21 protein-coding genes are annotated in these 24,299 nt (G+C 71.6%); 14 read left to right on the top strand and 7 right to left on the bottom strand.

What is annotated here, in order from left to right:
* Positions 1–28: 28 nt before the first annotated feature.
* Positions 29–1,708, bottom strand: coding sequence for a hypothetical protein (locus UW392_RS05855; RefSeq protein WP_320773787.1), 1,680 nt, complete (start codon positions 1,706–1,708; stop codon positions 29–31).
* A gap of 238 nt (positions 1,709–1,946) precedes the next feature.
* On the opposite strand from UW392_RS05855, the gene UW392_RS05850 reads away from it, so the two are divergent.
* The 4 genes from UW392_RS05850 (at position 1,947) to UW392_RS05835 (ending at position 5,385) form a co-directional block, all read left to right on the top strand.
* Positions 1,947–2,396 (top strand): hypothetical protein, encoded by a 450-nt coding sequence (locus tag UW392_RS05850; RefSeq protein WP_320773786.1) that lies wholly within the window; start codon positions 1,947–1,949, stop codon positions 2,394–2,396.
* Between the two features lie 137 nt (positions 2,397–2,533).
* Positions 2,534–3,436: a hypothetical protein gene (locus tag UW392_RS05845; protein WP_320773785.1), complete on the top strand. Its 903-nt coding sequence runs from the start codon at positions 2,534–2,536 to the stop codon at positions 3,434–3,436.
* Positions 3,437–3,744: 308 nt separating this feature from the next.
* Entirely contained in the window at positions 3,745–4,191 is a 447-nt protein-coding gene (locus tag UW392_RS05840) for a hypothetical protein (protein ID WP_320773784.1), read from the top strand.
* Between the two features lie 162 nt (positions 4,192–4,353).
* On the top strand, positions 4,354–5,385 hold the full coding sequence (locus UW392_RS05835; protein ID WP_320773783.1) for an endonuclease/exonuclease/phosphatase family protein: 1,032 nt from the start codon (positions 4,354–4,356) through the stop codon (positions 5,383–5,385).
* Positions 5,386–5,517: 132 nt separating this feature from the next.
* On the opposite strand, the gene snpA is transcribed toward UW392_RS05835, so the two are convergent.
* Positions 5,518–6,222, bottom strand: coding sequence for a snapalysin (gene snpA, locus UW392_RS05830; RefSeq protein ID WP_320773782.1), 705 nt, complete (start codon positions 6,220–6,222; stop codon positions 5,518–5,520).
* Between the two features lie 233 nt (positions 6,223–6,455).
* Here snpA and UW392_RS05825 point away from each other — a divergent pair, with 233 nt between their 5' ends.
* Positions 6,456–7,415: a LysR family transcriptional regulator gene (locus tag UW392_RS05825; protein WP_320773781.1), complete on the top strand. Its 960-nt coding sequence runs from the start codon at positions 6,456–6,458 to the stop codon at positions 7,413–7,415.
* Positions 7,416–7,512: 97 nt separating this feature from the next.
* Here UW392_RS05825 and UW392_RS05820 read toward each other — a convergent pair whose 3' ends face one another.
* On the bottom strand, positions 7,513–9,612 hold the full coding sequence (locus UW392_RS05820; protein WP_320773780.1) for a PhoX family protein: 2,100 nt from the start codon (positions 9,610–9,612) through the stop codon (positions 7,513–7,515).
* Between the two features lie 242 nt (positions 9,613–9,854).
* On the opposite strand from UW392_RS05820, the gene UW392_RS05815 reads away from it, so the two are divergent.
* The 6 genes from UW392_RS05815 (at position 9,855) to UW392_RS05790 (ending at position 16,883) form a co-directional block, all read left to right on the top strand.
* A complete protein-coding gene (locus tag UW392_RS05815; protein WP_320773779.1) occupies positions 9,855–11,945 on the top strand; it encodes a VWA domain-containing protein in 2,091 nt (696 codons plus the stop codon).
* Between the two features lie 135 nt (positions 11,946–12,080).
* Positions 12,081–13,697: a methionine--tRNA ligase gene (gene metG / locus UW392_RS05810; protein WP_320773778.1), complete on the top strand. Its 1,617-nt coding sequence runs from the start codon at positions 12,081–12,083 to the stop codon at positions 13,695–13,697.
* Between the two features lie 427 nt (positions 13,698–14,124).
* Positions 14,125–14,970 (top strand): helix-turn-helix domain-containing protein, encoded by an 846-nt coding sequence (locus UW392_RS05805; protein WP_320773777.1) that lies wholly within the window; start codon positions 14,125–14,127, stop codon positions 14,968–14,970.
* Between the two features lie 14 nt (positions 14,971–14,984).
* A complete protein-coding gene (locus UW392_RS05800) occupies positions 14,985–15,965 on the top strand; it encodes a hypothetical protein (protein ID WP_320773776.1) in 981 nt (326 codons plus the stop codon).
* Between the two features lie 184 nt (positions 15,966–16,149).
* Positions 16,150–16,392: a hypothetical protein gene (locus UW392_RS05795; protein WP_320773775.1), complete on the top strand. Its 243-nt coding sequence runs from the start codon at positions 16,150–16,152 to the stop codon at positions 16,390–16,392.
* A gap of 125 nt (positions 16,393–16,517) precedes the next feature.
* On the top strand, positions 16,518–16,883 hold the full coding sequence (locus UW392_RS05790) for a PH domain-containing protein (protein ID WP_189220298.1): 366 nt from the start codon (positions 16,518–16,520) through the stop codon (positions 16,881–16,883).
* Positions 16,884–16,919: 36 nt separating this feature from the next.
* Here UW392_RS05790 and UW392_RS05785 read toward each other — a convergent pair whose 3' ends face one another.
* Together UW392_RS05785 and UW392_RS05780 are read right to left on the bottom strand one after the other, a co-directional pair.
* Entirely contained in the window at positions 16,920–17,123 is a 204-nt protein-coding gene (locus tag UW392_RS05785) for a prolyl oligopeptidase family serine peptidase (protein ID WP_320773795.1), read from the bottom strand.
* 12 nt (positions 17,124–17,135) lie between these two features.
* Positions 17,136–18,125 (bottom strand): alpha/beta hydrolase, encoded by a 990-nt coding sequence (locus UW392_RS05780; protein ID WP_320773774.1) that lies wholly within the window; start codon positions 18,123–18,125, stop codon positions 17,136–17,138.
* 89 nt (positions 18,126–18,214) lie between these two features.
* On the opposite strand from UW392_RS05780, the gene UW392_RS05775 reads away from it, so the two are divergent.
* The gene (locus tag UW392_RS05775) at positions 18,215–18,817 is read left to right on the top strand and encodes a TetR/AcrR family transcriptional regulator (protein ID WP_320773773.1); all 603 of its coding nucleotides are present in this window, start codon (positions 18,215–18,217) and stop codon (positions 18,815–18,817) included.
* Between the two features lie 22 nt (positions 18,818–18,839).
* Here the strand turns inward: UW392_RS05775 and UW392_RS05770 are convergent, their stop codons facing one another.
* The gene (locus tag UW392_RS05770) at positions 18,840–19,295 is read right to left on the bottom strand and encodes an Lrp/AsnC family transcriptional regulator (protein ID WP_320773772.1); all 456 of its coding nucleotides are present in this window, start codon (positions 19,293–19,295) and stop codon (positions 18,840–18,842) included.
* A 142-nt stretch (positions 19,296–19,437) separates the two neighbouring features.
* Between UW392_RS05770 and UW392_RS05765 the strand changes: the two genes are divergently transcribed.
* Positions 19,438–20,223, top strand: a complete 786-nt coding sequence (locus UW392_RS05765; protein WP_320773771.1) for a class I SAM-dependent methyltransferase — start codon at positions 19,438–19,440, stop codon at positions 20,221–20,223.
* A 71-nt stretch (positions 20,224–20,294) separates the two neighbouring features.
* Here UW392_RS05765 and aspS read toward each other — a convergent pair whose 3' ends face one another.
* Positions 20,295–22,058: an aspartate--tRNA ligase gene (gene aspS / locus UW392_RS05760; protein ID WP_320773770.1), complete on the bottom strand. Its 1,764-nt coding sequence runs from the start codon at positions 22,056–22,058 to the stop codon at positions 20,295–20,297.
* A gap of 196 nt (positions 22,059–22,254) precedes the next feature.
* Here aspS and UW392_RS05755 point away from each other — a divergent pair.
* Positions 22,255–24,299, top strand: a 2,045-nt coding sequence (locus UW392_RS05755) for a SpoIIE family protein phosphatase (RefSeq protein WP_320773769.1), incomplete at its 3' end; no start/stop codon positions are given.

The following is a 24,299-nucleotide window of genomic DNA, read 5'->3' as shown; positions in this document are numbered from 1 at the left end:
CGACCGCCGTGACCGCCGTACGTTGCTCCTAGGAGCCCGAGCCGGTGCCGGTGAACACACCGGGCGCCTGCTCGGCCGTTCCCAGCACCTGCGTCTCGATCTCGAGCGCCGTCAGGCGCCGCTGGACGTGCCGCAGCGCCCCCGCCCGCCTGCCCGGCACCTGCTGACGCAAGCCCAGCAGGGCGGCGCCCAGGTCACGGGCCTGTGTCCCGTCCTCGACCTGGCTCCACTGGTGGTGGGCCCGGTCGACGGCCGTCTCGACGGCGGGGGCGTCCGGTGCCTGGCCCGCGCCCATCCGCGCGGTGGCGACCGTCAGCCAGGTACGGCAGCTGCGCACCGCGTCCCCCGCGAACATCGCGAGGTCCGCGCGGACCTCCGACCAGTGCAGCGCCTCCTCGGACGCGGGCCCGTGCGACTGCCGTGCGTCCTGCTCGCACCGCGCGGCCAGCCCGTCGGCCTCGTCGTGGCGCTCCGCCTGGACGGCGGCGGTGATGGCGGCGTGCGGGTCGTCGTCCGGCGGGATCTCGGCGGCCCGGTCGGGTTCCGGCCCGGCGGCCCTGGACTGGTCCACGTCGATGATCTGTCCCGGCACCAGGTAGGTGTCCCCGTCCGAAGCCCACGCGAAGGCGTCGACCGCACCCGGCCCGGACGCCTGGCCCGCGATCGGTTCGGCCACCTTGCCCGCACTCGGTTCGACTACCGCGCCCACCGCGCCCGCCGCACCCAGCACGGACTTGACCGCCTCACCCGAGCCGGGAGTGGTGACCACGGGCGGCCTGACCGGCCTGACCGGCCTGACCTGGCTGGAACGGCCGGAAGGGCCGGCCGGGTCGCCAGGGAGGGGATTCGAGGGCCCGTACGAGGGCGGAGGCGGCGGACTCGCGGGCGCCGGGACGGGAGGCGCGGAGGCCGGGACGGGAGGCGCGGAGGCCGGGACAGGAGGAGGCGCGGTCGCGCCGTGCGGAACGCCCGCCGGAGGGGAACCGGGCGCGACACCCGCCGGAGGGAAACCCCGCGCGACGCCCACGGGGACCGTACCGCCGAACACCCCGACCCCGCCCGCGGGCGCCATCGCCTCCGAGGACAGCACCACGTCCCCGTACGAGCCCGGGTCCTTGCTGGCGATACGGGCCAGGACCTGCTGGTGCAGCTCCGCGGGCGGCGGGCGGTGGCCGCTGCGCAGGATTGTCGCGACCGTCTTCATGTACAGGGGCTGCGCGACCGTGCGGCGCGGCGGGGGCGGGGCGACGCGCCCGAGCACGGCCACCGCGGGGCCCGCGTCAAGGGTCAGGGAGCGCAACCGCTGCCAGGTCTCGGCGTCCGCGTGCAGGTCGGCGAAGAGCGTGGTCGTGCCCGGCGGACGCAACCGCAGCTCCTCGCGGAGCCAGTGCCAGGGGAGACCGGTGTAGCGGACGGTGGCCGCGGTGGTGCGGGCGAGCGCGAGGTGGGGCAGGTGCTGGCGGCGGTCGAGCTGGAGCTGGCCGGTGAGGAAGACGGTCAGCGGACCGGGGGTGCCCGCGGCGGCCCGCAGCCGGGTCAGGACCGCCTGCGGGTCCAGCGGGTCGGCCAGCTCGACGACGTTCGCGGTCTCCGTGCCGGCCAGCACCGGCGGGGCGACGGCCGCGAGCACCGGGAGCACGGACGCCGCGTCCACCAGGCAGCCCTTGCCCGCGGGCGAGGCCGCGAGCAGCAGGACGGTTCCGGGCATCGTTCCTCCCCCATCGATCACGTACGGCAGCACGGTAACCGGTGCGGGTGCGAACAGGCGATGTCCCGGTAGGCACCGCGGACCCGACGAACCGGACCAGCCACCACGTATCGGCCACCCCGTACCGGCCACCTCGACTTGCCAGTCGTTCGCGCGAGGTGTGCCCTGGAAGCCGGGGGTGCGCCCTGGACACGGGGACGCGCCCGGGACGTCGGGGGCGAGAGAGAGGAATTCCCTCATGGCTCACGCGACACCCGCGCCGGACACGCGCCGGACGCTGCCCGCCGCCACCGCACCGCCGCCGGACGTCTTCGGCGAACGCACCCACCGGATCATGCGCTGGGCGCTCCCCGTGGTGACCGGTCTCGTCTACGGCTACTGGGTGGCGGCCCTCGACCGCGACGCCGGTCCCATCACGGCGGGGAACTGGCTCTTCGGTTTCCTGAGCGCCGTGGTGTTCGTGGTCCTCTACGGCGCCGTGCGTGCCGCGGCGCAGCGGCTGCGGCGCGAACCGCACGCCGCACTGTGGGGGGCGTTCGCGGGGATCGCCTACGGTTTCGTCTACAGCCAGAACGGAGGGACGGTCCTACGGGCCGCGCTCCAGTCGGTGCTGATCGCGGTGGGTGTGTCCATCGTGGCCTGGTACCGCTACTACCACCACAGGAACGCGGAGGGCCGCCGGATCTGACAGTCCGCGCGACTTCCCGCACGAGCCCCCGCACTGGTTCCCCCCGGCTCCCCGTTCGGCTTGACCTGTGCGGCCATATGCAGGCATGCCCGGTCCGGCCGCTCGCCCGCCGTACCCCGCGGGTCTTGCCTGGAGGAGTGCTCCGACGCGTCGTCCCCGGCTACCTGTCGCCGGTCCTGATCGCCCTCGCCTGCCTGTTCGCGCCGCTGGGCGCGCTGGCGGGCTGGGCGACGTACGGGATCGGGGACCCGGCGCGGTACGCGGCGACGACGGCCCCGCTGGCCGCCGACCCGGCCGTGCGGGAGGCGGTCGCGGACGCGGTGACCGAGGGGATCATGCGGGAGGTCCGGGTGGGTCCCGCGCTCGACGGGCCGGTCCGCTCGTTCACGCACCAGGCCGTACGGTCCTTCACCCGCACCGAGGCGTTCCGCATGGCCTGGGGCGAGGCGAACCGGGCCACGCACGCCGCGGTGATGCGGGCGGTGCACGGCGACGGCGGGGGTGACGTGACGCTCGACGTCGCGCCCGTCGCCGAACGCGTCAAACAGCAGCTCGTGCGCGACGGCGTCCCGTTCGCCCACCGCATCCCGGTCGGCCACACCGAGGTGACCGTCCTGTCGTCGGACGATCTGGACCGGCTCAGGAAGGGGTACCGCGTGCTGGAGCTCACCGCGTTCTGGCTGCCGTCGCTCGCCGCCACGCTGGCCGTCGCGGGCGTCCTGGTGGCCGCCCGCCGCCGTCGCGCGCTGTTCGCGACGGGCGTCGGTACGGCGCTGGGCGGCGCCCTGCTGGGAGTGGCGGTGGCCCTGGGACGCCGGCTGACGCTCACCGACCTGCCGCCCGACCTGTCGCGCGCGGCGGCGGCCGCGGTCTACGACGCCCTCACGGCCACGCTGCGCGTGGTGACGTGGCTGCTGGTGGTGCTCGGCGCGGCCGTGGCGCTGGCCGCGTGGGTCACGGGCCGCCGCGGACGCGCGCGGCAGGTGCCCGTGGAGCCCCTGGCGGGCCCGGCCGAGGAGCCGACACGGGTGCAGGCCTGATCCCGGTCCGGGCCCGATACCGGTCCAGGCCCGATACCGGTCCAGGCCCGATACGGTCCAGGCCCGATCCCGGTCCGGCCCGGTCCGGCGGGGTCGTGCGGCCACCGCCGACCCCGTCACGCGGCCGGTCCCGGGACGGCCGAAAGCGTGCAACGCGGCACGGTGCCTCCTCCCGTCCCGAGTAGTCTGAGGCGGTTCGGACCGTATCGCGGCTCGTCCGCCCGGCTCGCGCCGAACGCGGTCCCGCTGCTCCGGCACGGGCGCCGGCCCGGACGTGCGGACGAGCCGTCGCAGCCGAGGAGGCCCTGATGGCCCAGCAACCCGCCGCATCGTCACCCAGTTCGGCTCCTCCGCACCCGGCCCGCCCGAAGGGCTCGGCCCTGGCCGCCGGCGGCACCGCCTTCGCCGGCGTCCTGATGCTGATCAGCGGCGTGCTGAGCGTCCTGAACGGCATCGCGGGCATCGCCAGTGACACCGTCTACGCCTTCATCGGCGACTACGTGTACGAGTTCAGCCTCACCGCGTGGGGCTGGATCCACCTAATCCTGGGCGTGCTCGTCGCCGTCACGGGACTCGGCCTGCTCAAGGGCGCGTCCTGGGCCCGCAAGGTGGGCGTGGTCCTGGCGGCGCTCTACGTCATCGAGTACTTCCTGTTCCTGCCGTACGCCCCCGTCTGGTCGGTGATCTCGATCGCCATCGGCGTGTTCGTCATCTGGTCCCTGCTCACGACGCGGGACCCGTACGCGACCAAGTGACCTGCGGGGCGGGCGGCCCCGCACCCGGCCCGCCGCCCGCCCTGACGTGTTCCGCCCACTCCCGTGAGGCACGGTGGCAACCTTCTCCCTGTGCATCCCGTCTTGGACGGAGATGACGAGAACGGGAGAACGGGCACCCAGCGACCAGGCGGAGGCCGGGACTTGGACACGGTGACGGCCGATCGGCCGGCGGCCGGCGGCAGACGGACCGGCGGGCGGCGGGCGGCTGCCTGGTGCGCGGGAGTGCTGCTCCTCGGGGTGAGCGCCGTCGTCGGGTTCCGGGCGGCCGACAGCGACGGCGTGACCCCGGTCCCCCAGCTGCTCGCCTTCCTGCCGTGGCTCCTCGCCCCCGCGGGCGCCGCCCTGCTGCTCGCCGCGCTCGCCCGCTGGCGGCTCGGACTGGTCTGGAGCGTCGTCGCCCTCGGGGCGCTCGCGTGGTTCGTCGAGCCGTACGGGAAGTCCGGCGAGCCGGGCGGCAGACCCGTCGCCGAGCTGCGGGTGATGACGGCCAACGTGCAGTTCGGGCAGGGGACCGACGCCCTCGTCGACGCGGTCCGCCGCCACCGGCCCGACATCGTGTTCGTCCCGGAGTGCGAGGAGAGCTGTTCCGCCACGCTCGCGACCGCCTTCGCCGGTGACGATGACGGTGACCGTGGCCGTGACGGCGAGGGCGACGCCTACCCGTACCGGCAGGCCGTCGACGGGTACGGCTCCGACGGTTCCGTCATCCTCAGCCGCCATCCGCTCACCCCGGCCGGCGGTGTCCGCGGCACCCTGGGCATGCCCGGCGCGACCGCCGAGGTCGCGGGCCACCGGGTGCGGCTCCAGCTGGCCCACCCGATGCCGCCGCTGCCGGGACAGCTGGCCACCTGGCGCCGCGAACTGGACGCCCTGCGCTCGTACGCCGCGGCCGACCGCGACACGCCCACGATCCTCGCCGGTGACTTCAACGCCTCCCAGGACCACGCGGCCTTCCGCCGCATCCTCGACACCGGTCTGCGCGACGGCGCCCGGCTCGCCGGACGGTCCCGCACCCCGACCTGGCCCGCCCGGACGGCCCCGCCGCTGGGCACGCAGATCGACCACGTCCTCGTGAGCCGGGACTTCGCCGCGCACCGGGCCCGCTTCCTCGACCTGACCGGCACCGACCACCGCGCGGTGGTCGTGGACCTCGCCCTGCACGACCGCGGGTGAGGCGGGGCGCTCCCCCGCGGACACGGACACGGGCGCGGGCCGCCCCGTGCGGAGGGCGGCCCGTACCTGTGGGGGGTGGGTACCCGTGTGGTTGTGGGGGGTGGGTACCTGTGGGGGTGGCGTGCGAGGGCGCTACCTGAGCTTCTGGCCGGCCTTGGCCAGCGCCTTGTCGAGGGCCGGAGCGAACCCGTTGGCCCAGAGCTGGTTCACACGGGCGCGCTCGGCCGCGTTGGGAGTGGCGTTGGTGCAGGACGGGCCGGGGCCGCCGCCGGACATCAGCTCGCTGCACGGGCCGGAGTAACGGTCGGGCAGGCCGAGCACGTGGCCGGTCTCGTGGGCGGTGACGCGCGTCGAGTTGTACGTCTGGTTCTGCGCGTAGTCGAGGAATATGTAGCCGCCGCCGTGACCGTCGGTGTAGGCGTACGAGCCGCGGGAGTCGTTGCCCTCCCGGTAGCTGAAGTCGGCGCTCGACGCCGAGCCGGCCTGCAGCTTGACGTTGGTCACCGAGCTGTTCCAGATCTGCGTGCTTCTCGCTATCTGGGAGGCGAAGGTCGGGGCCCGGGAGGCGTCGTAGACGACGGTGACGGCCGCCGCCGCGGTGGGGCTCGCGGCGCGCTTCTCCGCGACGGACCGGACGACCGCCTCGAAGAACGCCTCGTTGGCCTGCGCCTCCTCGGCGGACCCGGCGTAGGCCGCCCACTGCGAGCGGGGTTCCGGCGCGGGCGCCGCGGCGACGGGCGCCGCCGTGGCCAGGCCGAGGGCCGTGACACCGAGCGCGGCGACCGCGGCGAGCCCGGACTTCGACAGGGAAGCGGACAGGGGTGTGCGCGAACGCATGCGATGACTCCTCGTGGGGGGTGTGGGGGTGGAGGGTGTGAAGTCGTCATCGCTGAGTGTGGGCGGCTGTGTGACGGCTGTGATGATGGCAACTGGCGATAGCACGCGACTATCAGCGCGCTTTCTGGCTTCTCCTGCCTCTACTTGGCCGGAAGTGATCGAGCAACTCGCCCGTATTGCATGCGGTTTGTGCGTCTGGTGAAACGCTTGCTTCCGCTTTAGTCTCCGACAGCATGGACCTCGAGGTCAGGCACCTACGCGCGTTGTGCGCCATCGCCGACACCGGCAGCCTGCACCGGGCCGCGCGCCTGCTCGGCGTGGCCCAGCCCTCGTTGAGCACCCAGCTGCGCCGGATCGAACAGGAACTGGGCGGCGCGCTCTTCGTGCGCGAACGCACCGGCTGCCGGCCCACCGCGCTGGGCCGCGTGGTCGTCGGCCGCGCCCGTCCGCTCGTGGCCGGGATGCGCGACCTGGTCGCCGAGGCGCGCGCCGCCGCCGCGACCGGGCCCCAGCTGCGCATCGGCTCCACCGCGAGCCGGGCCCTGGCGGGCTGGCTGCGCCGGCTGCGGGAGGGCTCGCAGGAGCCCCTGCTGCAGATGGACGTCTCTCCCAACGCCCTGCTCCGCATGGTCGCCGACGGACAGCTCGACGTCGCGTTCGTGCACGAGGTCGAGGGGTGCCCGCTGCGCATCCCGGACGAGCTCCGCCTGCGCGTCCTGGTGGACCGCGAACCGCAGTTCGTGTCCCTGCCGGCCGATCACCCGGCCGCGCGCCGCCCGGTGGTCCGGCTGGCCGACCTGGCGGGGGACCGCTGGATGGTGGACCCCACCGTCGACGGCGAGTGGGACGCGGTGCACCGCATGCTGCGCGCCGCCGGGCTCAACCCGCGCATCCTGCACGGCGACTACCAGACGACCGCGTTCCTGGTGGCCAGTGGCGAGGTCGTCACCGTCTGCCAGCCGACCTCCCCGTCCCGCCCCGAGACGGCCGTACGACGTCTGCACGGCGACCCGCTCGGCGTACGGCTGCTGCTCGCGGCCCGCACGGACAAGGACCTGGACGCCGTGTTCCCCGAGCTCCGGGAGGCGTACTGGGAGACGGCGCGGCAGGCCCCGGCGTACCGGGAGTGGCTGACGGCGAAGGGGGCGCCCCTCTCACGAGGAGCGCCCCCCACCGTCGTACGGCGGTCCTGACCGTCACCCGCTCAGCGCGTACGTACGGTCCGCACGCGTCGCGGCCGGATGTCCGGAGGTCCGCCGGGCCCGCCGGGTGGCCGGCCGGTCACCCGTCCTACTCGCCGATGTCGTCCCCGTCCGCGCGCCACACCGCGACGACGGCCGGGCGGTTGATCTTCCCGGGGCCGTCGGGCCAGGCGCTCAGGGGGTTCGTGGCGGAGGCCCCGTCCAGCTCGCCCGGGTGCTGCACGGCCACCAGCACGCGCCGGTCCTGGATGACCGGGCCGCAGGTCTCCGCGCCCTTCGGCACCGTCAGGAACTGCTTGAGCTCACCGCGCCGGTCGCCGCGCGTGGCGACGCCGAAGAGGCCGTCGTGCGAGCCGAGGGCGGCACCGTCGGTGGAGATCCACAGGTTGCCGTGGTCGTCGAAGGCGACGTTGTCCGGGCAGGAGATCGGGCTGACGGCGTCCTTCGGGTAGCCCGCGAAGTACGTCGCCGGGTCGTCGGGGTCGCCCGCGACCAGGAACAGCGTCCAGGCGAACTTCCTGCTGTCGGCCCGGTTCCACTGCTCGGTGAGCTCCAGGATGTGGCCGTGCTTGTTGGCGTTGCGCGGGTTGGCCTCGTCCGCCTTGGCGTTCGAGCCGACACCGCGGTTGGTGTTGTTCGTCAGGGCGACGTACACCTTGCCGGTGACCGGGTTGGGCTCGACGTCCTCGGGGCGGTCCATCTTCGTGGCGCCCACCTTGTCGCCGGCGAGGCGCGTGAAGACGAAGACCTCGTCCGCGGTCATCCCCTTCACGTGCGACACGGCGCCCCGGGAGGTCGCGGTGGCCAGCGGGATCCACTCGCCGCCGCCGTCGAACTCGCCGTCCCTCGGGAGCTTGCCGGAGCCGTCGATCTCGATGGCGGGCGAGTCGCCGGTCAGCTTGGCGACGTACAGCGTGCCCTCGTCGAGAAGGGTGAGGTTGTGCTCGCGGGCGGCCCGCGAGCTGCCCTTCTTCATCCGCTTGCTGCCGACGAACTTGTAGAAGTAGTCGAAGCGCTCGTCGTCGCCGGTGTAGACGACGGGGCGGCCGTCCGAGGTGAGGCGCACGGTCGCGCCCTCGTGCTTGAAGCGGCCGAGCGCGGTGTGCTTGCGGGGCGTGGAGTCGGGGTCGTGCGGGTCGAGCTCCACGACGTACCCGAAGCGGTGGACCTCGTTGGGCTCCTGCGCGATGTCGAACCGCTTGTCGAACCGCTCCCACTTCCGGTCGGTCTCGCCGGTGCCGATGCCGTACCGGGTGTCCGTGGTCCGGGAGCCGTGGGCGAAGTACTGGTTGAAGTTCTCCTCGCCGTGCAGCGTCGTGCCCCACGGCGTCTCGCCGCCCGCGCAGTTGTTGAGGGTGCCGAGGACCGTACGGCCGGACCGGTCGGCGGAGGTCTTCAGCAGGTCGGAGCCGGCCGCCGGGCCCGTGATCCTGAACTTGGTGGTGGCGGTGACGCGGCGGTTGAGGTGGTGCCGGGGTACGGCGGTGAGCCTGCCGGTCTTCCGGTCCTCCTCGACCACGACGACGCCCAGGCCGTGAGCGGCCCAGCCGATCTCCACCTGCTCGCGGGTGGGGTTGTCCGCGTCGTAGTCGCGGAACATGAGCACCTCGTCGGTGTACTCGTGGTTCGCGACGAGGATCTGCCGGTTGCGCTCACCGGGGAGCGGCAGCAGCGCCAGGAAGTCGTTGTTGTACCCGAACTGCCCGGCCTGCGCCTTGGCCGTCTGGCGGTCCGGGTCGAAGGCGGGGGCGCCGCGCAGGATGGGGTCGCCCCACTTGATGACGACGTTCTGGCGGTAGCCGTCGGGGACGGTGACCTTGTCGTTCGTGTTGGGGGCGACAGGGGTGAAGCGCAGCCCGCGGGCGGCCTTCCCCTTCTTCCCGCCCTTGTCCTTGTCCCTGTCCTCGCCCTTGCCGTGCCCGGCGGGCACGGCGGCCTGTGCCTCCGGGGCACCGGCCGTCAGGGCCGCCGTACCGGCGGCGGACGCCACGGTGACGACGGCGGCGGCCCGCATCATCGACCGGCGGCTGAGGGCGCCGGCGATGACGTCGCCGACGTAAGCGTTGTCGGTGGTGTTGGGCACCTCGTGGAAGCAGGCGTCACCACAGCGGAACCGGCAGGTCAGGGCGGACCGCCCGCCGGGGTGCGACGCTCCGTTCGTCCCGATGATCGGCAGCAGTTTGGGCACTTTGCTCTCCCCATTTGTCCCTCGGTGTCAGCGTGACGCTAGGGGCATACGCATGCGGGCACGCTGACGCGGAGTGAACGCGGAGTGAACCTGGGACGGGCTGGACGCTGTTGACAGTGGGACGGGGCGGAGGTATGCGGATAACCTCCCCGTCCGGAAGATCACCTGCACCGGCCGCTAACCTTACGTGTCCGTCCTGGCCAGGGATCGACGGGCTACAACTCATGCGAAGGGTTGCGCACATGGGCATTCTCTCTCTCCTGCGGAACGCGTTCGGCCGCTCGCGCAAGGGGCGCGACACCGACGCGGAACAGACGCGGGAGGCTTCGCAGGATCCGTCGGGGCAGGTCCCCGACACCTCGGAGGACGCCCCGCAGTCCCGCCCGGACACCGCGGCGGACGCGACCGTGGGCGCCACCGTGGGCACCGCGGCGGACTCCACCGCGAAGGTTCCGGCCCCGTCCACGGAGCCCGAGCCGGAAGTGAAGCCGGGATCGAAGCCGGAATCGAAGCCGGAGTCGGAGTCGGAGTCGACATCGGAGCGTGAGCCCGGGCCGACCTCGTCCTCGTCCGTGGCCGATGATCTCGTCTCGGCGGCCTTCGACAACGTGACCGTTCCCAAGCCCCGCCAGGCGCGCACGCCGGAACCGGAGCGAACGCCTGCCGCCGAGCCGGAACCGACCCCGGAGCCCGCGGCGAAGCCCGAGCCCGAGACGGCGCCCAAGGCCGAAGCGGAACGGGACGCGGAAGCTAAGTCGGAGCCCACCCCGGCGGAGCCCGAGACGGCGCCCGAGGCGGAGCCGGTGACCACCGCTGGAAAGACCACGGAACCGGAAGCCGCAACCGAGCCCGCAGCCGACAACACCCCCGAGACCGAGCCGAGGTCGCAGCAGGCAGCTGAGCCGGAGCCCGCGCCTGAGCCCGCCACCGAGCGGGAGCCCGCCCCGGCACCGGCACCGGAGCCGGTTGCCGACAGCGAGCCCGAGGCCGAGGTGGTCACCAAGACCGAGGCCGCTGCCGAGCCCGAGTCCAAGACCGAGGCGGAGCCGGAGCCCGCGCCCGGGTCCAAGCCCACTCCCGAGCCCAGGACCGAGGCGGAGCCGGAGCCTGCCCCGGCCAGCGAGTCGGTGGCCGACCGCGAGCAGGAGCCTGCGGTCGAGCAGCCGAAGCCGGAGCCCGTCCGCGCGTCCGAGCCCGCTGCCGGGGTCGAGTCGAAATCCGACCCGGAGAGCGAGCCGAAGGCCGAGCCGGAGTCCGCTTCCGAGCCCAAGCCCAAGCCTGAGTCCATCACGGAGCCCGAGCCCGTCACCGACACCGAGCCCAAGCAGGTGCCGGAGCCCGAGTCGACGCCCGCACCGGTCGCGGCGGCCGAGCCGGAGCCGACCCACGAGCCTGCCGCCGAGTCGGCGCCCGCCCCGGTGACGGAACCCGAGCCCGAGCCGACCCCTGAGCCCGAACCGGCCGCCGACCAGGCGAAACCGGAGGCCGAGCCGGAAGCCGCCCCCGAGACGGAGCCGGTCCCTGTCCCCGCCTTCACCCCCCAGCCCGAGCCCACCGCCGAAACCGAGCCCGAGCCCGAGCCCGAGCCCACCGCCGAAACCGGAACCGAGCCCGAGCCCGCTCCCTCCACGGAGGCACCCACAGAGGCACCGGCACCCGGAACCACCGCCCCCGACGCCGCCCGGCGCAGCGCCCTCGTCTCCGCCGCCCCCGGTCTCGTCACCGCGTACGACGCCGCCGGTGCGGAGCTCGAGAAGCGCGGCCTCACCGGCACCCGTGCCCGCGTCTACCTCGTCCTGGACCGCTCCGCGTCCATGCGCCCGTACTACAAGGACGGGTCCGCCCAGGCACTCGGCGAGCAGGCCCTGGCCCTCGCCGCCCACCTGGACCCCGAGGCCGAGGTCCACGTCGTCTTCTTCTCCACGGAGCTGGACGGCACCGGCGAGCTCTCCCTCACCGAGTACGAGAACAAGGTCGACGAGCTGCACGCGGGCCTCGGCCGCATGGGCCGTACGAGCTACCACGCGGCGGTGGAGGAGATCGTCACCCACTACGACAACAGCGGCACCGGGGACCCCGCCCTCGTCCTCTTCCAGACGGACGGCGCCCCGGACGCCAAGACCCCCGCCACCCAGGCCCTCACCGCGGCAGCGGCGTCGCACCCGTCCCTCTTCTTCTCCTTCATCGCCTTCGGTGACCCGGAGAACAAGGCGTTCGACTACCTCCGCAAGCTCAAGACGGGCAACACCGCCCACTTCCTGGCCGGCGAGACCCCGCGCGAGCTGACCGACAACGAGCTCTACGAGGGCGTACTGGCGAACTGGCGCCCGTGACGCCGCACCCCATGTGACACGCACCACGGGTGGCGGACGGACGCCGAGGGAGCACCGGAAGCGCACCGGAGGCACCCCGTCCGCCACCCGAAACGCGCGTGAGTGGATCTGCGCGAGGCCGATAGGATTTCGACCATGGCGGCCACTGGATCCGAGAAGCAGGGTGAGAAGGCGTTCTACGTCTCCACCCCCATTTACTACGTCAACGACGCTCCTCACCTGGGCCACGCCTACACGACCGTTGCAGGGGACGTGCTCACGCGCTGGCACCGTCAGCGCGGCGAGAAGGTGTGGTACCTCACCGGCACGGACGAGCACGGTCAGAAGATCATGCGCACCGCGGAGGCGAACGGCGTCAGCCCGCAGGAGTGGGCCGACAAGCTCGTCACCGAGGCCTGGGAGCCCCTCTGGGAGCACCTGGAGATCGCGAACGACGACTTCATCCGCACCACGCAGAAGCGGCACACGGACCGCGTCCAGGAGTTCGTGCAGGACCTGTACGACAAGGACGAGATCTACAAGGGCGGCTACGAGGGCCCGTACTGCGTGGGCTGCGAGGAGTACAAGCTCCCCGGCGAGCTGCTCGACGGCGAGGGCGACTTCGCCGGCCAGAAGCTCTGCCCGATCCACAAGAAGCCGGTGGAGATCCTCAGCGAGGAGAACTACTTCTTCAAGCTGAGCGCGTACGGCGAGAAGCTCCTCGCGCACTACGAGGCCAACCCGGGCTTCATCCAGCCCGAGTCCGCGCGCAACGAGGTCGTGAACTTCGTCCGCCAGGGCCTCCAGGACCTGTCGATCTCCCGCTCGACGTTCGACTGGGGCATCCCGATCCCGTGGGACGACAAGCACGTCATCTACGTGTGGGTCGACGCGCTCCTGAACTACGCCACGGCGGTCGGGTACAACGAGAACCCCGAGAAGTTCGATTCGACGTTCCCGGCCGACGTGCACCTGGTCGGCAAGGACATCCTCCGCTTCCACGCGGTGATCTGGCCGGCGATGCTGATGGCGCAGGGCCTGCCGCTGCCCCGCAAGGTCGCCGCCAACGGCTGGCTGATGGTCGGCGGCGAGAAGATGTCGAAGTCGAACCTGACCGGCATCAAGCCGCAGGACCTGACCTCGCACTTCGGCGTGGACGCGTACCGCTGGTACTTCCTGCGCGCGATCGCCTTCGGCCAGGACGGCTCGTTCTCCTGGGAGGACTTCTCCGCCCGGTACACCAGCGAGCTGGCCAACGACTACGGCAACCTCGCCTCCCGCGTGGCCGCCATGGTCGGCAAGTACTTCGGCGGCACGCTGCCGGAGTCGACGGCGGACGGTGACGCCGAGCGGGCGATCCACGACGGCCTGGCGAAGGCGGTCGCGACGGCCGACCGGAAGATCGGGGAGGAGCTGGACTTCCAGGGCGGCATCCTGGCGGTCTTCGACTTCGTCAAGCAGGTCAACGGCTACATCACCGAGCAGGAGCCCTGGAAGGTCGCCAAGGACACGTCCGAGGAGGGCCGGGACCGCCTCGCGACGATCCTCTACACGGCGGCGGAGTCGCTCCGCGCGGTGGCGGTGCTGCTGAACCCGGTCATGCCGGACACCTCCGCCAAGCTCTGGGACTCCCTCGGCGCGGAGGCCGGCCTCGGTGCCCTCGCGGACCAGCGGATCCAGGAGACGGGCGACTGGGGCAGGCTTCCGGCCGGCTCGACGGTCACGAAGGGCGCGGTCCTGTTCCCGCGCCTGGAGGAGAAGCCGACGGCGTAACCGTGCAGCCGTACAGCCGTACGGTTCACGAAAGCGGCCCACGCATCTCGCGCTCGCGCGCGACGCGTGGGCCGCTTTTCTTTGCTGTCACGGCCACGCACCGCATCGAACAAAGCCCCGCTTCCCGAAATACCGCACGGGCCGAACTCGACGCGCCACCGAACTCCAGAAACCTGAACTTCGGTGATGCGGGCGGTCTTCCCCAAGAAACACGAGAGGGGAAGAAACCGCACCAAGCCCCACCCCTCCCGCCCGCAGCGCAAACTCACTCGCGGGAGTGAATAACCCCAACTCAACTGGATTCGGACCCGGTTGCCTGCCCTACGCTCAGCGCGGCACAGCACAACCACCCGACATACGTCGGCCCCCGCAGGGACGGCAAATCCCAATGCGAGGGCCTGACCACCGAGGAAGAAGACGCTTCCCGATGGATACGCAAAACCATAGCGCGCGCCCGCACGCCAAGTCCCGAATCACCGGGAAAAACCCCCACCCCGGCGGCGTCGAACACGACAACACCCGCCACACCACCCGCTTCACGGTGATCGGCAACCACCTGGCCCAGCACCCCGACCTCTCGGGGCTCGCCATCGGCCTGGCCGTGTACATCCAGTCCGTCCCCGCAGGCGCCCCCGTGGACATCAAGACCCTCGCCGCACGCTTCCCGGAGGGCACCACCCGTATCGCCGCAGCCCTGCGCGAACTGGAGACCCACGGCTACCTGCGCCGCACCCGCGAACGCACGGAGAGCGGCCGGGTCGTCACCCGCACGGTCTCCTGCAACCAGCCCGGCAACCATGCACCGGAGGAGCCCCCGCCGAAGCCCCCGGCCCGCCGAGCCGCGACAGCCCCACAGCAGAAGCCACCACGCCGCGCCGCCCTCCCGCCCGTACCGCGCCCGGTGTACACCTCCCCCACCCTCCTCCAGACGGCCACCGAGGTACTCACCGGCCTCCGCCGCAGGGACCCCCGCCTCATCCTCTCCACCACGGACGCCGAACACCTGGCCCCAGGAGTAGCCGCCTGGCTGGAACGTGACCTGCCGCCCACAGCCATCACGCACGCCCTGACGGCGGACCTACCACTGGACCCCCTGCGCCGCCCGGCAGCCCTCCTGGCCCACCGCCTCGCAGCGGGACTCCCACCGCTGCCCCCGTTCCGGGCCCCCGTCCAGCCCCCACCCCCCGTCCGCCCACTGATCAACTGCGACGGCTGCGACCGCGGCTTCCGCTCCGACGGCCCCACCCGCTGCGGCGACTGCCGCGGGGACTGAACAGGAATCGAGACATGGTCAGCTCGCCGCACGAGTCGATGCACCGCATCTTTCAGAAGTTCCCGGATCTCTTCTCCGGGGTCTCGGAGGTGCTCGGCGTCGGCTTCGCCCGGCCCACCTCGGTCGTCGTCATGCCGACCGACCTCACCGAGACCCGCCCGGTCGAACGCCGCGTGGACACTCTGCTGCGGCTGGAGACGGAGGACGACGAGCCGTTTCTCCTCGCCGTCGAGGCCCAGGGCAAGAGGGACCCGGACAAGCCCGCGAGCTGGGCGTACTACGCCTCGTACCTGCTCACGAAGTACCGGCTGCAACCGATGCTGCTCGTCGTGTGCCAGGATCGTGCGACCGCCGAGTGGGCAGGGCGGCCGGTCCATTTCGGCCCTCCGCAGTGGCCGGTGCTCACCCTTCGCCCACTGGTCGCGGGCCCCCACAACATGCCGGTGATCACCGATCCGGCGAAGGCGCGCAAGGACCTGGCGCTCGCCACGCTGAGCGCCATCACCCATGCCACGCACCCGGACATCGGGGTCATACTCAAAGCAATGACGACCGTCCTGCGGGACACGCCGCGCGACCTCGCCGCACCGATCATCGAATTCATCGCACAAGGCGTGAGCAAGTACTCAGCCGCAGAACTGTGGAGGAAGCTGGTGGCCGTGGACCTTTCTTTCTACAAGTCATACCTCTCGCAAGAAATCCGGGACGAGGTCCGAGACGAGGTCCGGGACGAGGTCCGAGACGAAGTCCGGGACGAGGTCCGAGACGAAGTCCGGGACGAGGTCCGAGACGAGGTCCGAGACGAGGTCCGAGACGAAGTCCGCGCCATGGGCCGGGCCGAGGACGTCCTGACCATCCTGGAGCAGCGTGGCATCGAGGTCCCCGAAGAAGCCCGAGAGCGCATCATCGGCTGTAGCGACCTCGAGACTCTCCGCCGCTGGCTTCTGCGCGCCGTAACCGTCCCCTCGGTCGCCGGCATCTTCACGGATGAGTAGTCCAAGCTCACCGGAGGTCAGCCCCGGAGAAGGAGAAATCAGCCCTGACTCCTCGCCACTTCGGCCGAGCCTGGTACAGACCCCACGGTCACTCCTCGAGGTCGACGGCGAGATCGTTCTGACGGAAATCCTCGCTCAGGGCTTGGCCTGTAATCCGAGTGCCCTGGCGCAGTGGAGGGACCTGGTGATCAAGGACCTTTTGTTCGCCTCATCACCGCTCGCGGAAGAACTCCGGCACGAAGGCCGTGCCCAAGGCCGCGCCGCAGCGCTGTTGGTCGTCTTGGAGCAGCGCAGCCTCTCTGTGAGCGACGACATCCGCAAGCACATCAGCAGCTGTGCCCACCCAGCCACCCTGGACCGCTGGCTCAGACGCGCCGTCACCGCCCCGACAGCCGAGGACATCTTCACGGACCCCACGGACGAGTAGCAGTCCTGTTACCCACCCGCTACGCACCCACGATGGACGACCCGCCCCAAACGTAACGATCATGTACTTGACGGCCATTCCGGTCGTCACGCGACAGGAAGCCAACCGCACAGGGGGGACCATCCATGGCACTGTTCGGCAACGCGCACAGCATCGACCCGGCCTCGGCACAGCAGGACTACGCGCGTCTGCTGGGGCACGGCGAGCAGATACACGCCGCCTACCTGCTGATCCGCGACACCATCCTCTTCACCGACCGTCGCCTGATCCTCGTCGACAAGCAGGGCATCACCGGCAAGAAGACCGAGTACCACTCCATCCCCTACCGCAGCATCACCCACTTCGCGGTGGAGACCGCCGGCACCTTCGACCTGGACGCCGAGCTCAAGATCTGGCTCTCCGGCGCGTCCATGCCGATCCAGAAGACGTTCACCAAGGGCGTCGACATCTACGAGGTACAGGCGATCCTCACGCAGTTCGTGGCGAGGTAGTCTCCCCCTCCCGCCGGCCCTCCCGCTGGCCCGGAGTCAGTCGATCAGGTACTTCTGCAGGAAGCGGTCGACCCGTACCTGTGAGATCTGGTTGGCGAGGCCGCCGTAGTAGGCGTCGAAACCGTGCTCGGTGTCGGGCAGGAGCAGCACCTCGTGCGGTACTCCCGCGTCGTCGAGTCTGTCGGCGAGATACGTGCTCACCTCCGGCTGGACGCCGGTGTCGTGGAGGCCCTGGATGATGAGCGTCGGTGGCTACTTGGCGTCGATGTAGGTGACCGGGCTCAGCGAGCGGTAGCGGTCGGGCTGCTCGTCCGGGGTGCCGCCGAGGTACTGCCGGAGGGACGCCTTGACCGGGATGCTCGGTGTTCCGGTGTAGAGCTGGGTCAGGTCGGGGGGACCGTAGAAGTCGACCACGGCGCGGACCGAGGTGTCCTTGGCGTCGCAGCTGGGGGAGATCGCATCGGAGTCGTCCGAGTACGCGGCGAGGAGGGCGAGATTGCCCCCGGCCGAGCCGCCGCTGATGGCGACACGGTCGGTGTCGACGCCGTACCGGTCGGCGTGCCGATGGACCCATCCGACCGCGCACTTCACGTCGCCGGCGGCTTTGTCGTAGCTGGGGTCGGTCGGGGTGGAGAGGCGGTAGTCCATGGCGAAGACGGTGATGCCCTGGCTGGTGAGGTGCTGGAAGTAGGGCGGCCGGCTCATGCGGTCCCCTGAGGAGAATCCTCCGCCGTAGACGTAGATCAGGGCCGCGTTGGATGCTCTGGCCTGGTTCTCCGGGCGCCAGACGTCCATCTTCAGGTCCTGTCCGGCGACCCGGTTGTAGGTCGCCGTGGCGGACGGCTTCGACAGCCCGCCCTCGGGGCCCTGGAAGAGCTGACCGACGGAGAGATCGACGTCGTTCTCGGCCGCGACGTCGGCCAAGCGCGCGGTGGGCACGGCCACACCGACGAGCACACCGAGCGTGAGCACGCCCGTGATGATCGAGGGCACCCGCAGCCGGCGCTTCCGAGCGAGCGACAGCAGGACGCCGCCGAGGACCGCCGACACCAGCAGGAACGGATTGTAGGTGTACGCCAGGACGGAAACGCTGAAGAACAGCGTGTTCGGCATGGTCGGCAGGACCATGCAGAGCAAGGTGAACGCCGTGCACAGCCCCCACAGGCCGGTGAGGAAGAGCAGGAGCGCGTGTCTGCGTCGGCGCACCGGGAGAGCGGGGCCCGAGCCAGCATGCTGAGTCATGACGGCAGCGTAGGGCCTTTTGACAGTGACTGCCAAAACGCCTGACGCTGTTATGCTGCACGGGTCACGGGTTGCGGAGGTAGGTGCACGTGAGTGAAGAGCAGAAGCCGGTCGGGCTCCGAGCGCGGCGTCGCGCCCTGACGGAGCGCGAGATCGAGGACGCCGCCATCGACGCCTTCGAGACCCAGGGCTTCGCCGGCACGACGATGGAGCACATCGCCGTCCGTGCGGGCGTATCCGTCCGTACCGCCTTCCGGTACTTCCCGACGAAGGTGGACACCGTGCTGTTCTCGGCACGGCAGGTGTCCCAGGTCCTGGGCGACGGGCTCCGGGCCGATCTCGCCGCCGGTGCGTCGCTCTTCGACATCGAGGAATCGATCACCGCTTCGCTGACCACGTTCACCGCCTCGAGCCTGGACGTCACCGCCCGCCTGAAACGCGCCCACGCCCTCGTGCTGAACGACGAACAGCTACGCACCCAGGTAATGAGGAGCGACGACTACCTGGCCGGACTCGACGACCACGACACGGAGGCCGTACCGAGGACACTCGAGGCACGCCTCCTCATCGCGATAGTCACCGCCACGCTCCGCACCGCGTTCGACGACTGGGCCCGCTCGGTCGGCGAGGACACCTCACTGGTCAGCCACTACCGCCGCGCTCGCGCCGCGCGCGATTCCCTGATGCCGTAGCCCATTCGGTCACTCCACGCGGTCACTCCATGGATGTCAGCACCCGTGTACTGGTCTGCTGGTAGATCACCGAGCTGCGAAAGCTCACGACCTCCCGACGGGTGCTGAAGCGGTCCATGAGGAACGCGTGCAGCTGCTCGATGTCCGGTACGGCCACGTGGACGACGAAGTCGTCGTCACCCGAGACGACGAACACCGAGACCACCTCCGGGAGTTGGGCGAGATATGCCTCGAAGGAGGCGATCACGTCCCGGCTCAGCGGGCGCAGCCGCGCGAAGACCAGCGCCTGGAGCGCGCGGCCGAGCGCGCGCGGCTGCACCGCGGCGTGATAGCCGGTGATCACGCCGCGCGACCGCAGGGCCCGAACGCGCTCCAGGCAGGTGGAGGGCGCGATGCCGACCAGGCGGGCCAGCTCACGGTTGGTGAGCCGCGCGTCACGCTGCAGATGGGCCAGGATCTCCGAATCAATGCCGTCCATGGACGTCATAGTGGGCGGCGATCCGAATATGGTTCGGCGAGCCCCCCACGTCTCCGCACCACGCCCTAGATTCCTCCCCATTCACCGGTCAGATCTGTCGCACCGGTCACCGAGGACCAGATGGGGAAGGGTGCCCGCCTCCATGACAACCGCTGCCGTCGACCACTACGACCGGTTCCTCGCGGAGCACTACACCTGGATGCTCGGCGGCGATCTCGTCTCCCTCGCCGCGACGCAGCGCGAACAGTTGCGGAAGTGGGGAGTGGCGCCTCACGCGCACCCCTCCGGGGCACTCGCCGTGGACCTCGGCTGCGGCCCCGGCCACACCAGCCTGGCCCTTGCCGCCCTGGGCTTCGACCAGGTCCTCGCCGTCGACCTCAGCCAGTCCCTGCTGGACGAGCTCTCACCGCACGCCGCCGACGCACCCGCCGTACGTCCGGTACGGGCCGACCTGCGCACCGCGCTGTCGGAGCTGGTCCGCCCGGGATCGGTGGACGCCGTCGTCTGTCTGGGCGACACCCTCACCCACCTGCCGACCAGAGGCGACGTGGCCGCGCTGCTCAACGACATCGCGAACGCCCTCGCACCGGACGGCACGGCCGTGATCACCTACCGCGACCTGGCCGTCCCCCTCACCGGCACCGACCGCTTCCTGCCGGTGCGCGCCGCCGAGGACCGGATCATGACGTGCTTCCTGGAGTACCCGGGGGACTTCGACGACTACACGGTCGTCGTGCACGATCTGATCCACACCAGGGACGACGCCTCGGCGACCGGCTGGACCCTCGACGCCCACAGCTACCGCAAGCTCCGCCTCACCCACACCTGGGTGCTGGAGCAGTGCCGGACGGCAGGACTCCAGGTCGTACGGGAGGAGACGGCCCCCGCAGACGTCATGCGCACGGTGGTCCTCCGGCGCGCCAGGTAGCCGCACGGCCCCGTACGCAGGTGGCCCGGAACCGACAGCGGTTCCGGGCCACCCAGCCGTACCGTTCAGCCCTACTTCGGCTGCGGCTTGCGCACCGTGAGGTGCAGCTCCCGCAGCCGCGTCTCGTCCAGCTCGGTCGGCGCGCCCATCATCAGGTCCTGGGCGTTGCCGTTGAGCGGGAAGGCGATCGTCTCGCGGATGTTGGGCTCGTCGGCGAGGAGCATGACGATGCGGTCGACGCCCGGGGCGATGCCACCGTGCGGCGGGGCGCCGAAGCGCAGCGCGCGGAGCATGCCCGCGAACTCGCGCTCGACCGTCTCGTTGTCGTACCCGGCGATGTTGAACGCCTTGAGCATGATGTCCGGCTCGTGGTTCCGGATGGCGCCGGAGGACAGCTCCACGCCGTTGCAGACGATGTCGTACTGCCAGGCCAGGATGTCCAGCGGGTCCTGGTTCTCCAGCGCGTCCATGCCGCCCTGGGGCATCGAGAACGGGTTGTGCGAGAAGTCGATCTTCCCGGTCTCCTCGTCCTTCTCGTACATCGGGAAGTCGACGATCCAGCAGAAGCGGAAGACGTTCTCCTCGAAGTGGCCGGCGCGCTTGGCGGCCTCGACGCGCACGGCGCCCATGATCTTCGAGACCTCGTCGAACTGGCCCGCGCCGAAGAACACGGCGTGACCGGCGGCCAGCCCCAGCCGCTTCGTCAGCTCCTCGACGTTCGCCTCGGTGAGGAACTTGGCGATGGGGCCGGACAGCGTGCCGTCCTCGGCCACACGCACCCAGGCCAGGCCCTTCGCGCCCTGCTCCACCGCGTAGTCACCGAGCTGGTCGAAGAACTTGCGGGGCTGGGCGGAGACGTCCGGCACCGGGAGGGCGCGCACGTGCTTGCCGGCGAAGGCCTTGAACTCCGAGCCCTCGAAGACGTCGGTGATGTCGACGAGCTCGAGCTGGGCGCGCAGGTCCGGCTTGTCGTTGCCGTACTTGAGCATCGACTCGCGGAACGGGATGCGCGGGAACGGGGAGGTGACCTCGCGGCCGCCGCCGAACTCCGTGAAGAGCTCCGTCATCAGCTTCTCGATGGGCTGGAAGACGTCCTCCTGCTCGACGAAGGACATCTCCACGTCGAGCTGGTAGAACTCGCCCGGCGAGCGGTCGGCGCGGGCGTCCTCGTCACGGAAGCAGGGCGCGATCTGGAAGTAGCGGTCGAAGCCGGAGATCATCAGCAGCTGCTTGAACTGCTGCGGGGCCTGCGGGAGCGCGTAGAAGCGGCCCGCGTGCAGGCGGGAGGGGACCACGAAGTCGCGGGCGCCCTCGGGAGAGGTGGCGGTGAGGATCGGCGTCGCCATCTCGTTGAAGCCGAGCGTGACCATCTTGTGGCGGATCGCGGAGATGACCGCCGTGCGCAGCATGATGTTGCGGTGCATGCGCTCGCGGCGCAGGTCCAGGAAGCGGTACTCCAGACGCCGCTCCTCGTTCACCCCGTCCTCGGTGTTGATCGTGAAGGGGAGCGGGGCGGCCGCGCCGAGCAGCTCGACCTCGCTCACCTCGACCTCGATCTCACCGGTCGGCAGATCGGTGTTCACGTTCTCCGTTCCACGTGAAACGACCTTGCCGTCGACCCGGACCGTGGACTCCTTGGACAGCTTGTCCAGGGCCTCGTACGCGTCGGTGCCCGGACGGGCCACGAGCTGCGTGATGCCGTGGTGGTCGCGCAGATCGATGAAGAGGATGCCGCCCAGGTCGCGCCGATTGTGCAGCCAGCCGCTCAGCCGGACGTCGGTGCCGACGTCAGAGGCGCGGAGCTCGCCGCAGGTGTGGGACCTGTACCGATGCATCGTCGTTCATCCAGCCTTCGCGGATCGGGGAAAGCCCAGGCGGGAACGGCCCGGGCCTGTCCAGGGTACCGGCCGCCCGTTCCCCGCCTCCCCACCGTTTCCCCCGCCCCGCGGGGCGCCCGGGACGGGTGGGCCGTACGGGTGTCCTGTCCACCTTCGGTGGCAGTGCCCGATCAACTGTTCCTAAAGTGGGTCAATGCTCACTGATCAGCCCCTGCCCGCCGTGGGGGAGGTCCTCGCCGCCCTCGCGACCGGGCTGTGGGGCGCGGACAGCGAGACCGGACACGTCACGCTGGACGCCGAGGCCGCGCGGCTCATCGGGCTGCCGCCGGAGCCGGTGACCCTCACCGAGGCGGCGATGCGCTCCCGCTTCCACCCGGTCGACTGGAACGAGAGCGACGGCGTGATCCAGCTCGCCGTCGCGGAAGACACCATCGCCGAGCTGCGGCTGCGGGTCATGGACGCGCGCGGCCAGGTGGTCCGCATCGTGCGCAGCCGCGCCAAGCCGGCCGTGGACCCGGACACCGGGCAGTACCGGCTGGTGGGCACCCTCCAGGAGGTGACGGAGCCGCCGCCGGGCGCCGCGCACACGCCCGTCACCGGTGACTGGCGCCGCTCGCGCGAGGCGTTCCTGCTGGACGCGGGGCGCGCGCTGGCCGAGGCGCGCTCCACGGAGGAGGTGCTGCGGGTCGCGGCGGGGCTGTCGATGCCGGGCTTCTCGCCGGACGGACTGGCCGTGTTCGGTCTGGAGGGCGACCGGCTCACGGTCGTCGGGCACCACGGGCAGCAGCCGGGGGACGAGAAACCGTTCACCCACATGTCGCTGGACACGGACTACCCGGCCGCCGAGGTGGTCCGCACGGGCCGTGCCGTCTACGTGCCCTCCCCGGACGCCTACCGCGCCCGCTACCCCGCCTCCTGGCCGCTCGCCGCGCACTTCGGGCGCCAGTCCTGGGCGTTCCTGCCGCTCACCGTCGCGGGGCGCACGATGGGCGCGTGGATGGCCGCCTTCACCTACCCGGTCTCCTTCACGCCCGACGAACGCTCCGTGCTGACCACCGTGGCGCGCATGCTCGCCCAGGCGCTCTCCCGGGCCGGCACGGCCGAGACGGAGCGCGAGCTGACCGACGGGCTGCAGCGCTCGATGCTGCCCACCCTGGGCCCGCAGATGCCCGGCATGAGCGTCGCCGCCCGCTACGTGCCCACCGGCGGCGGCCTCCAGGTCGGCGGCGACTGGTACGACATGATCCCGCTGCCGTCGGGAACCTCCCGCACGAAGTCCGGCTCGGGGCGGTTCGCCCTGGTCATCGGCGACGTCCAGGGCCACGACGTGCGGGCCGCCGGCCTCATGGGCCAGCTGCGCATCGCGCTGCGCGCCTACGCCTCCGAGGGCCACCGCCCGGACGCGGTCCTCTCCCGCGCCTCGCGCTTCCTGCACGGCATCACGTACGACGAGGAGTACGCCGACCCGCGCTTCGCGACCTGCCTGTACGTCGAGGTCGACCCCGTCACGGGCGCGCTGGAGGTCGCCCGTGCCGGGCACCCGGAGCCCGCGGTGCGCATGCCCGACGGCACCGTCCTGATGCGGCCGACCGCGGGCGGACTCCCGCTCGGCGTCGACCCGGACGCGGACTACCCGACGACCCGGCTCGCCCTGGAGCCCGGCGAGACCATGCTGATCTGCACGGACGGCCTGATCGAGACCGGTGGCCACGACCTGGACACCGGGTGGAGCCGTATCCGCCGGATCCTGGAGGAGCACGAGGGCGGGCCCGACGGCGACCTGGAGGCACTGGCCGACGCCCTGGTCCAGGCCGTGCACGGGCCCTCCTCCCACCACACCACCGGCCCGCTGGCCGACCGCCGCGAGGACGACATAGCGGTGCTGCTGCTGAGCCGGCTGGGCGGCGGGAGGCGGGGGCGCGACGGCGCCCGGTCCGGCCGGCCGCCGGTGCGGCGCACGGCGCTCACCGTCGCCCAGACGGAACCCGAGCGGATCGGCGGCGCCCGCCGCCACCTGCGCGCGCTGCTGCACGACTGGCGCAGCGCGGACCAGGTCGACTCGGCGGTGCTGCTCGTCTCGGAGATGCTCACCAACGTGCTGGTCCACACCGACGCGGACGCGCTGCTGGTCGCCGAGGTCACGGGGTCGGCCGACGGGCCGGCCGCCCGCCGGATGCGGGTGGAGGTCACGGACGCGGGCGACGACCTGCCGCACCGGCGGCACCCCGGCGAGCTGGC

The organism is Streptomyces sp. CRN 30, assembly GCF_034105845.1.
This window is presented reverse-complemented; position numbering and strand designations above follow the sequence as displayed.

Excerpts from the sequence above, each read along its gene's own strand:
- UW392_RS05815 (WP_320773779.1), top strand. The coding sequence starts at position 9,855 with ATGGGCATTCTCTCTCTCCTGCGGAACGCGTTCGGCCGCTCGCGCAAG.
- UW392_RS05825 (WP_320773781.1), top strand. The coding sequence starts at position 6,456 with ATGGACCTCGAGGTCAGGCACCTACGCGCGTTGTGCGCCATCGCCGAC.
- UW392_RS05840 (WP_320773784.1), top strand. The coding sequence starts at position 3,745 with ATGGCCCAGCAACCCGCCGCATCGTCACCCAGTTCGGCTCCTCCGCAC.
- UW392_RS05790 (WP_189220298.1), top strand. The coding sequence starts at position 16,518 with ATGGCACTGTTCGGCAACGCGCACAGCATCGACCCGGCCTCGGCACAG.
- UW392_RS05805 (WP_320773777.1), top strand. The coding sequence starts at position 14,125 with ATGGATACGCAAAACCATAGCGCGCGCCCGCACGCCAAGTCCCGAATC.
- UW392_RS05780 (WP_320773774.1), bottom strand. The coding sequence starts at position 18,125 with ATGACTCAGCATGCTGGCTCGGGCCCCGCTCTCCCGGTGCGCCGACGC.
- UW392_RS05800 (WP_320773776.1), top strand. The coding sequence starts at position 14,985 with ATGGTCAGCTCGCCGCACGAGTCGATGCACCGCATCTTTCAGAAGTTC.
- UW392_RS05850 (WP_320773786.1), top strand. The coding sequence starts at position 1,947 with ATGGCTCACGCGACACCCGCGCCGGACACGCGCCGGACGCTGCCCGCC.
- UW392_RS05765 (WP_320773771.1), top strand. The coding sequence starts at position 19,438 with ATGACAACCGCTGCCGTCGACCACTACGACCGGTTCCTCGCGGAGCAC.
- UW392_RS05855 (WP_320773787.1), bottom strand. The coding sequence starts at position 1,708 with ATGCCCGGAACCGTCCTGCTGCTCGCGGCCTCGCCCGCGGGCAAGGGC.
- aspS (WP_320773770.1), bottom strand. The coding sequence starts at position 22,058 with ATGCATCGGTACAGGTCCCACACCTGCGGCGAGCTCCGCGCCTCTGAC.
- UW392_RS05770 (WP_320773772.1), bottom strand. The coding sequence starts at position 19,295 with ATGGACGGCATTGATTCGGAGATCCTGGCCCATCTGCAGCGTGACGCG.
- metG (WP_320773778.1), top strand. The coding sequence starts at position 12,081 with ATGGCGGCCACTGGATCCGAGAAGCAGGGTGAGAAGGCGTTCTACGTC.
- snpA (WP_320773782.1), bottom strand. The coding sequence starts at position 6,222 with ATGCGTTCGCGCACACCCCTGTCCGCTTCCCTGTCGAAGTCCGGGCTC.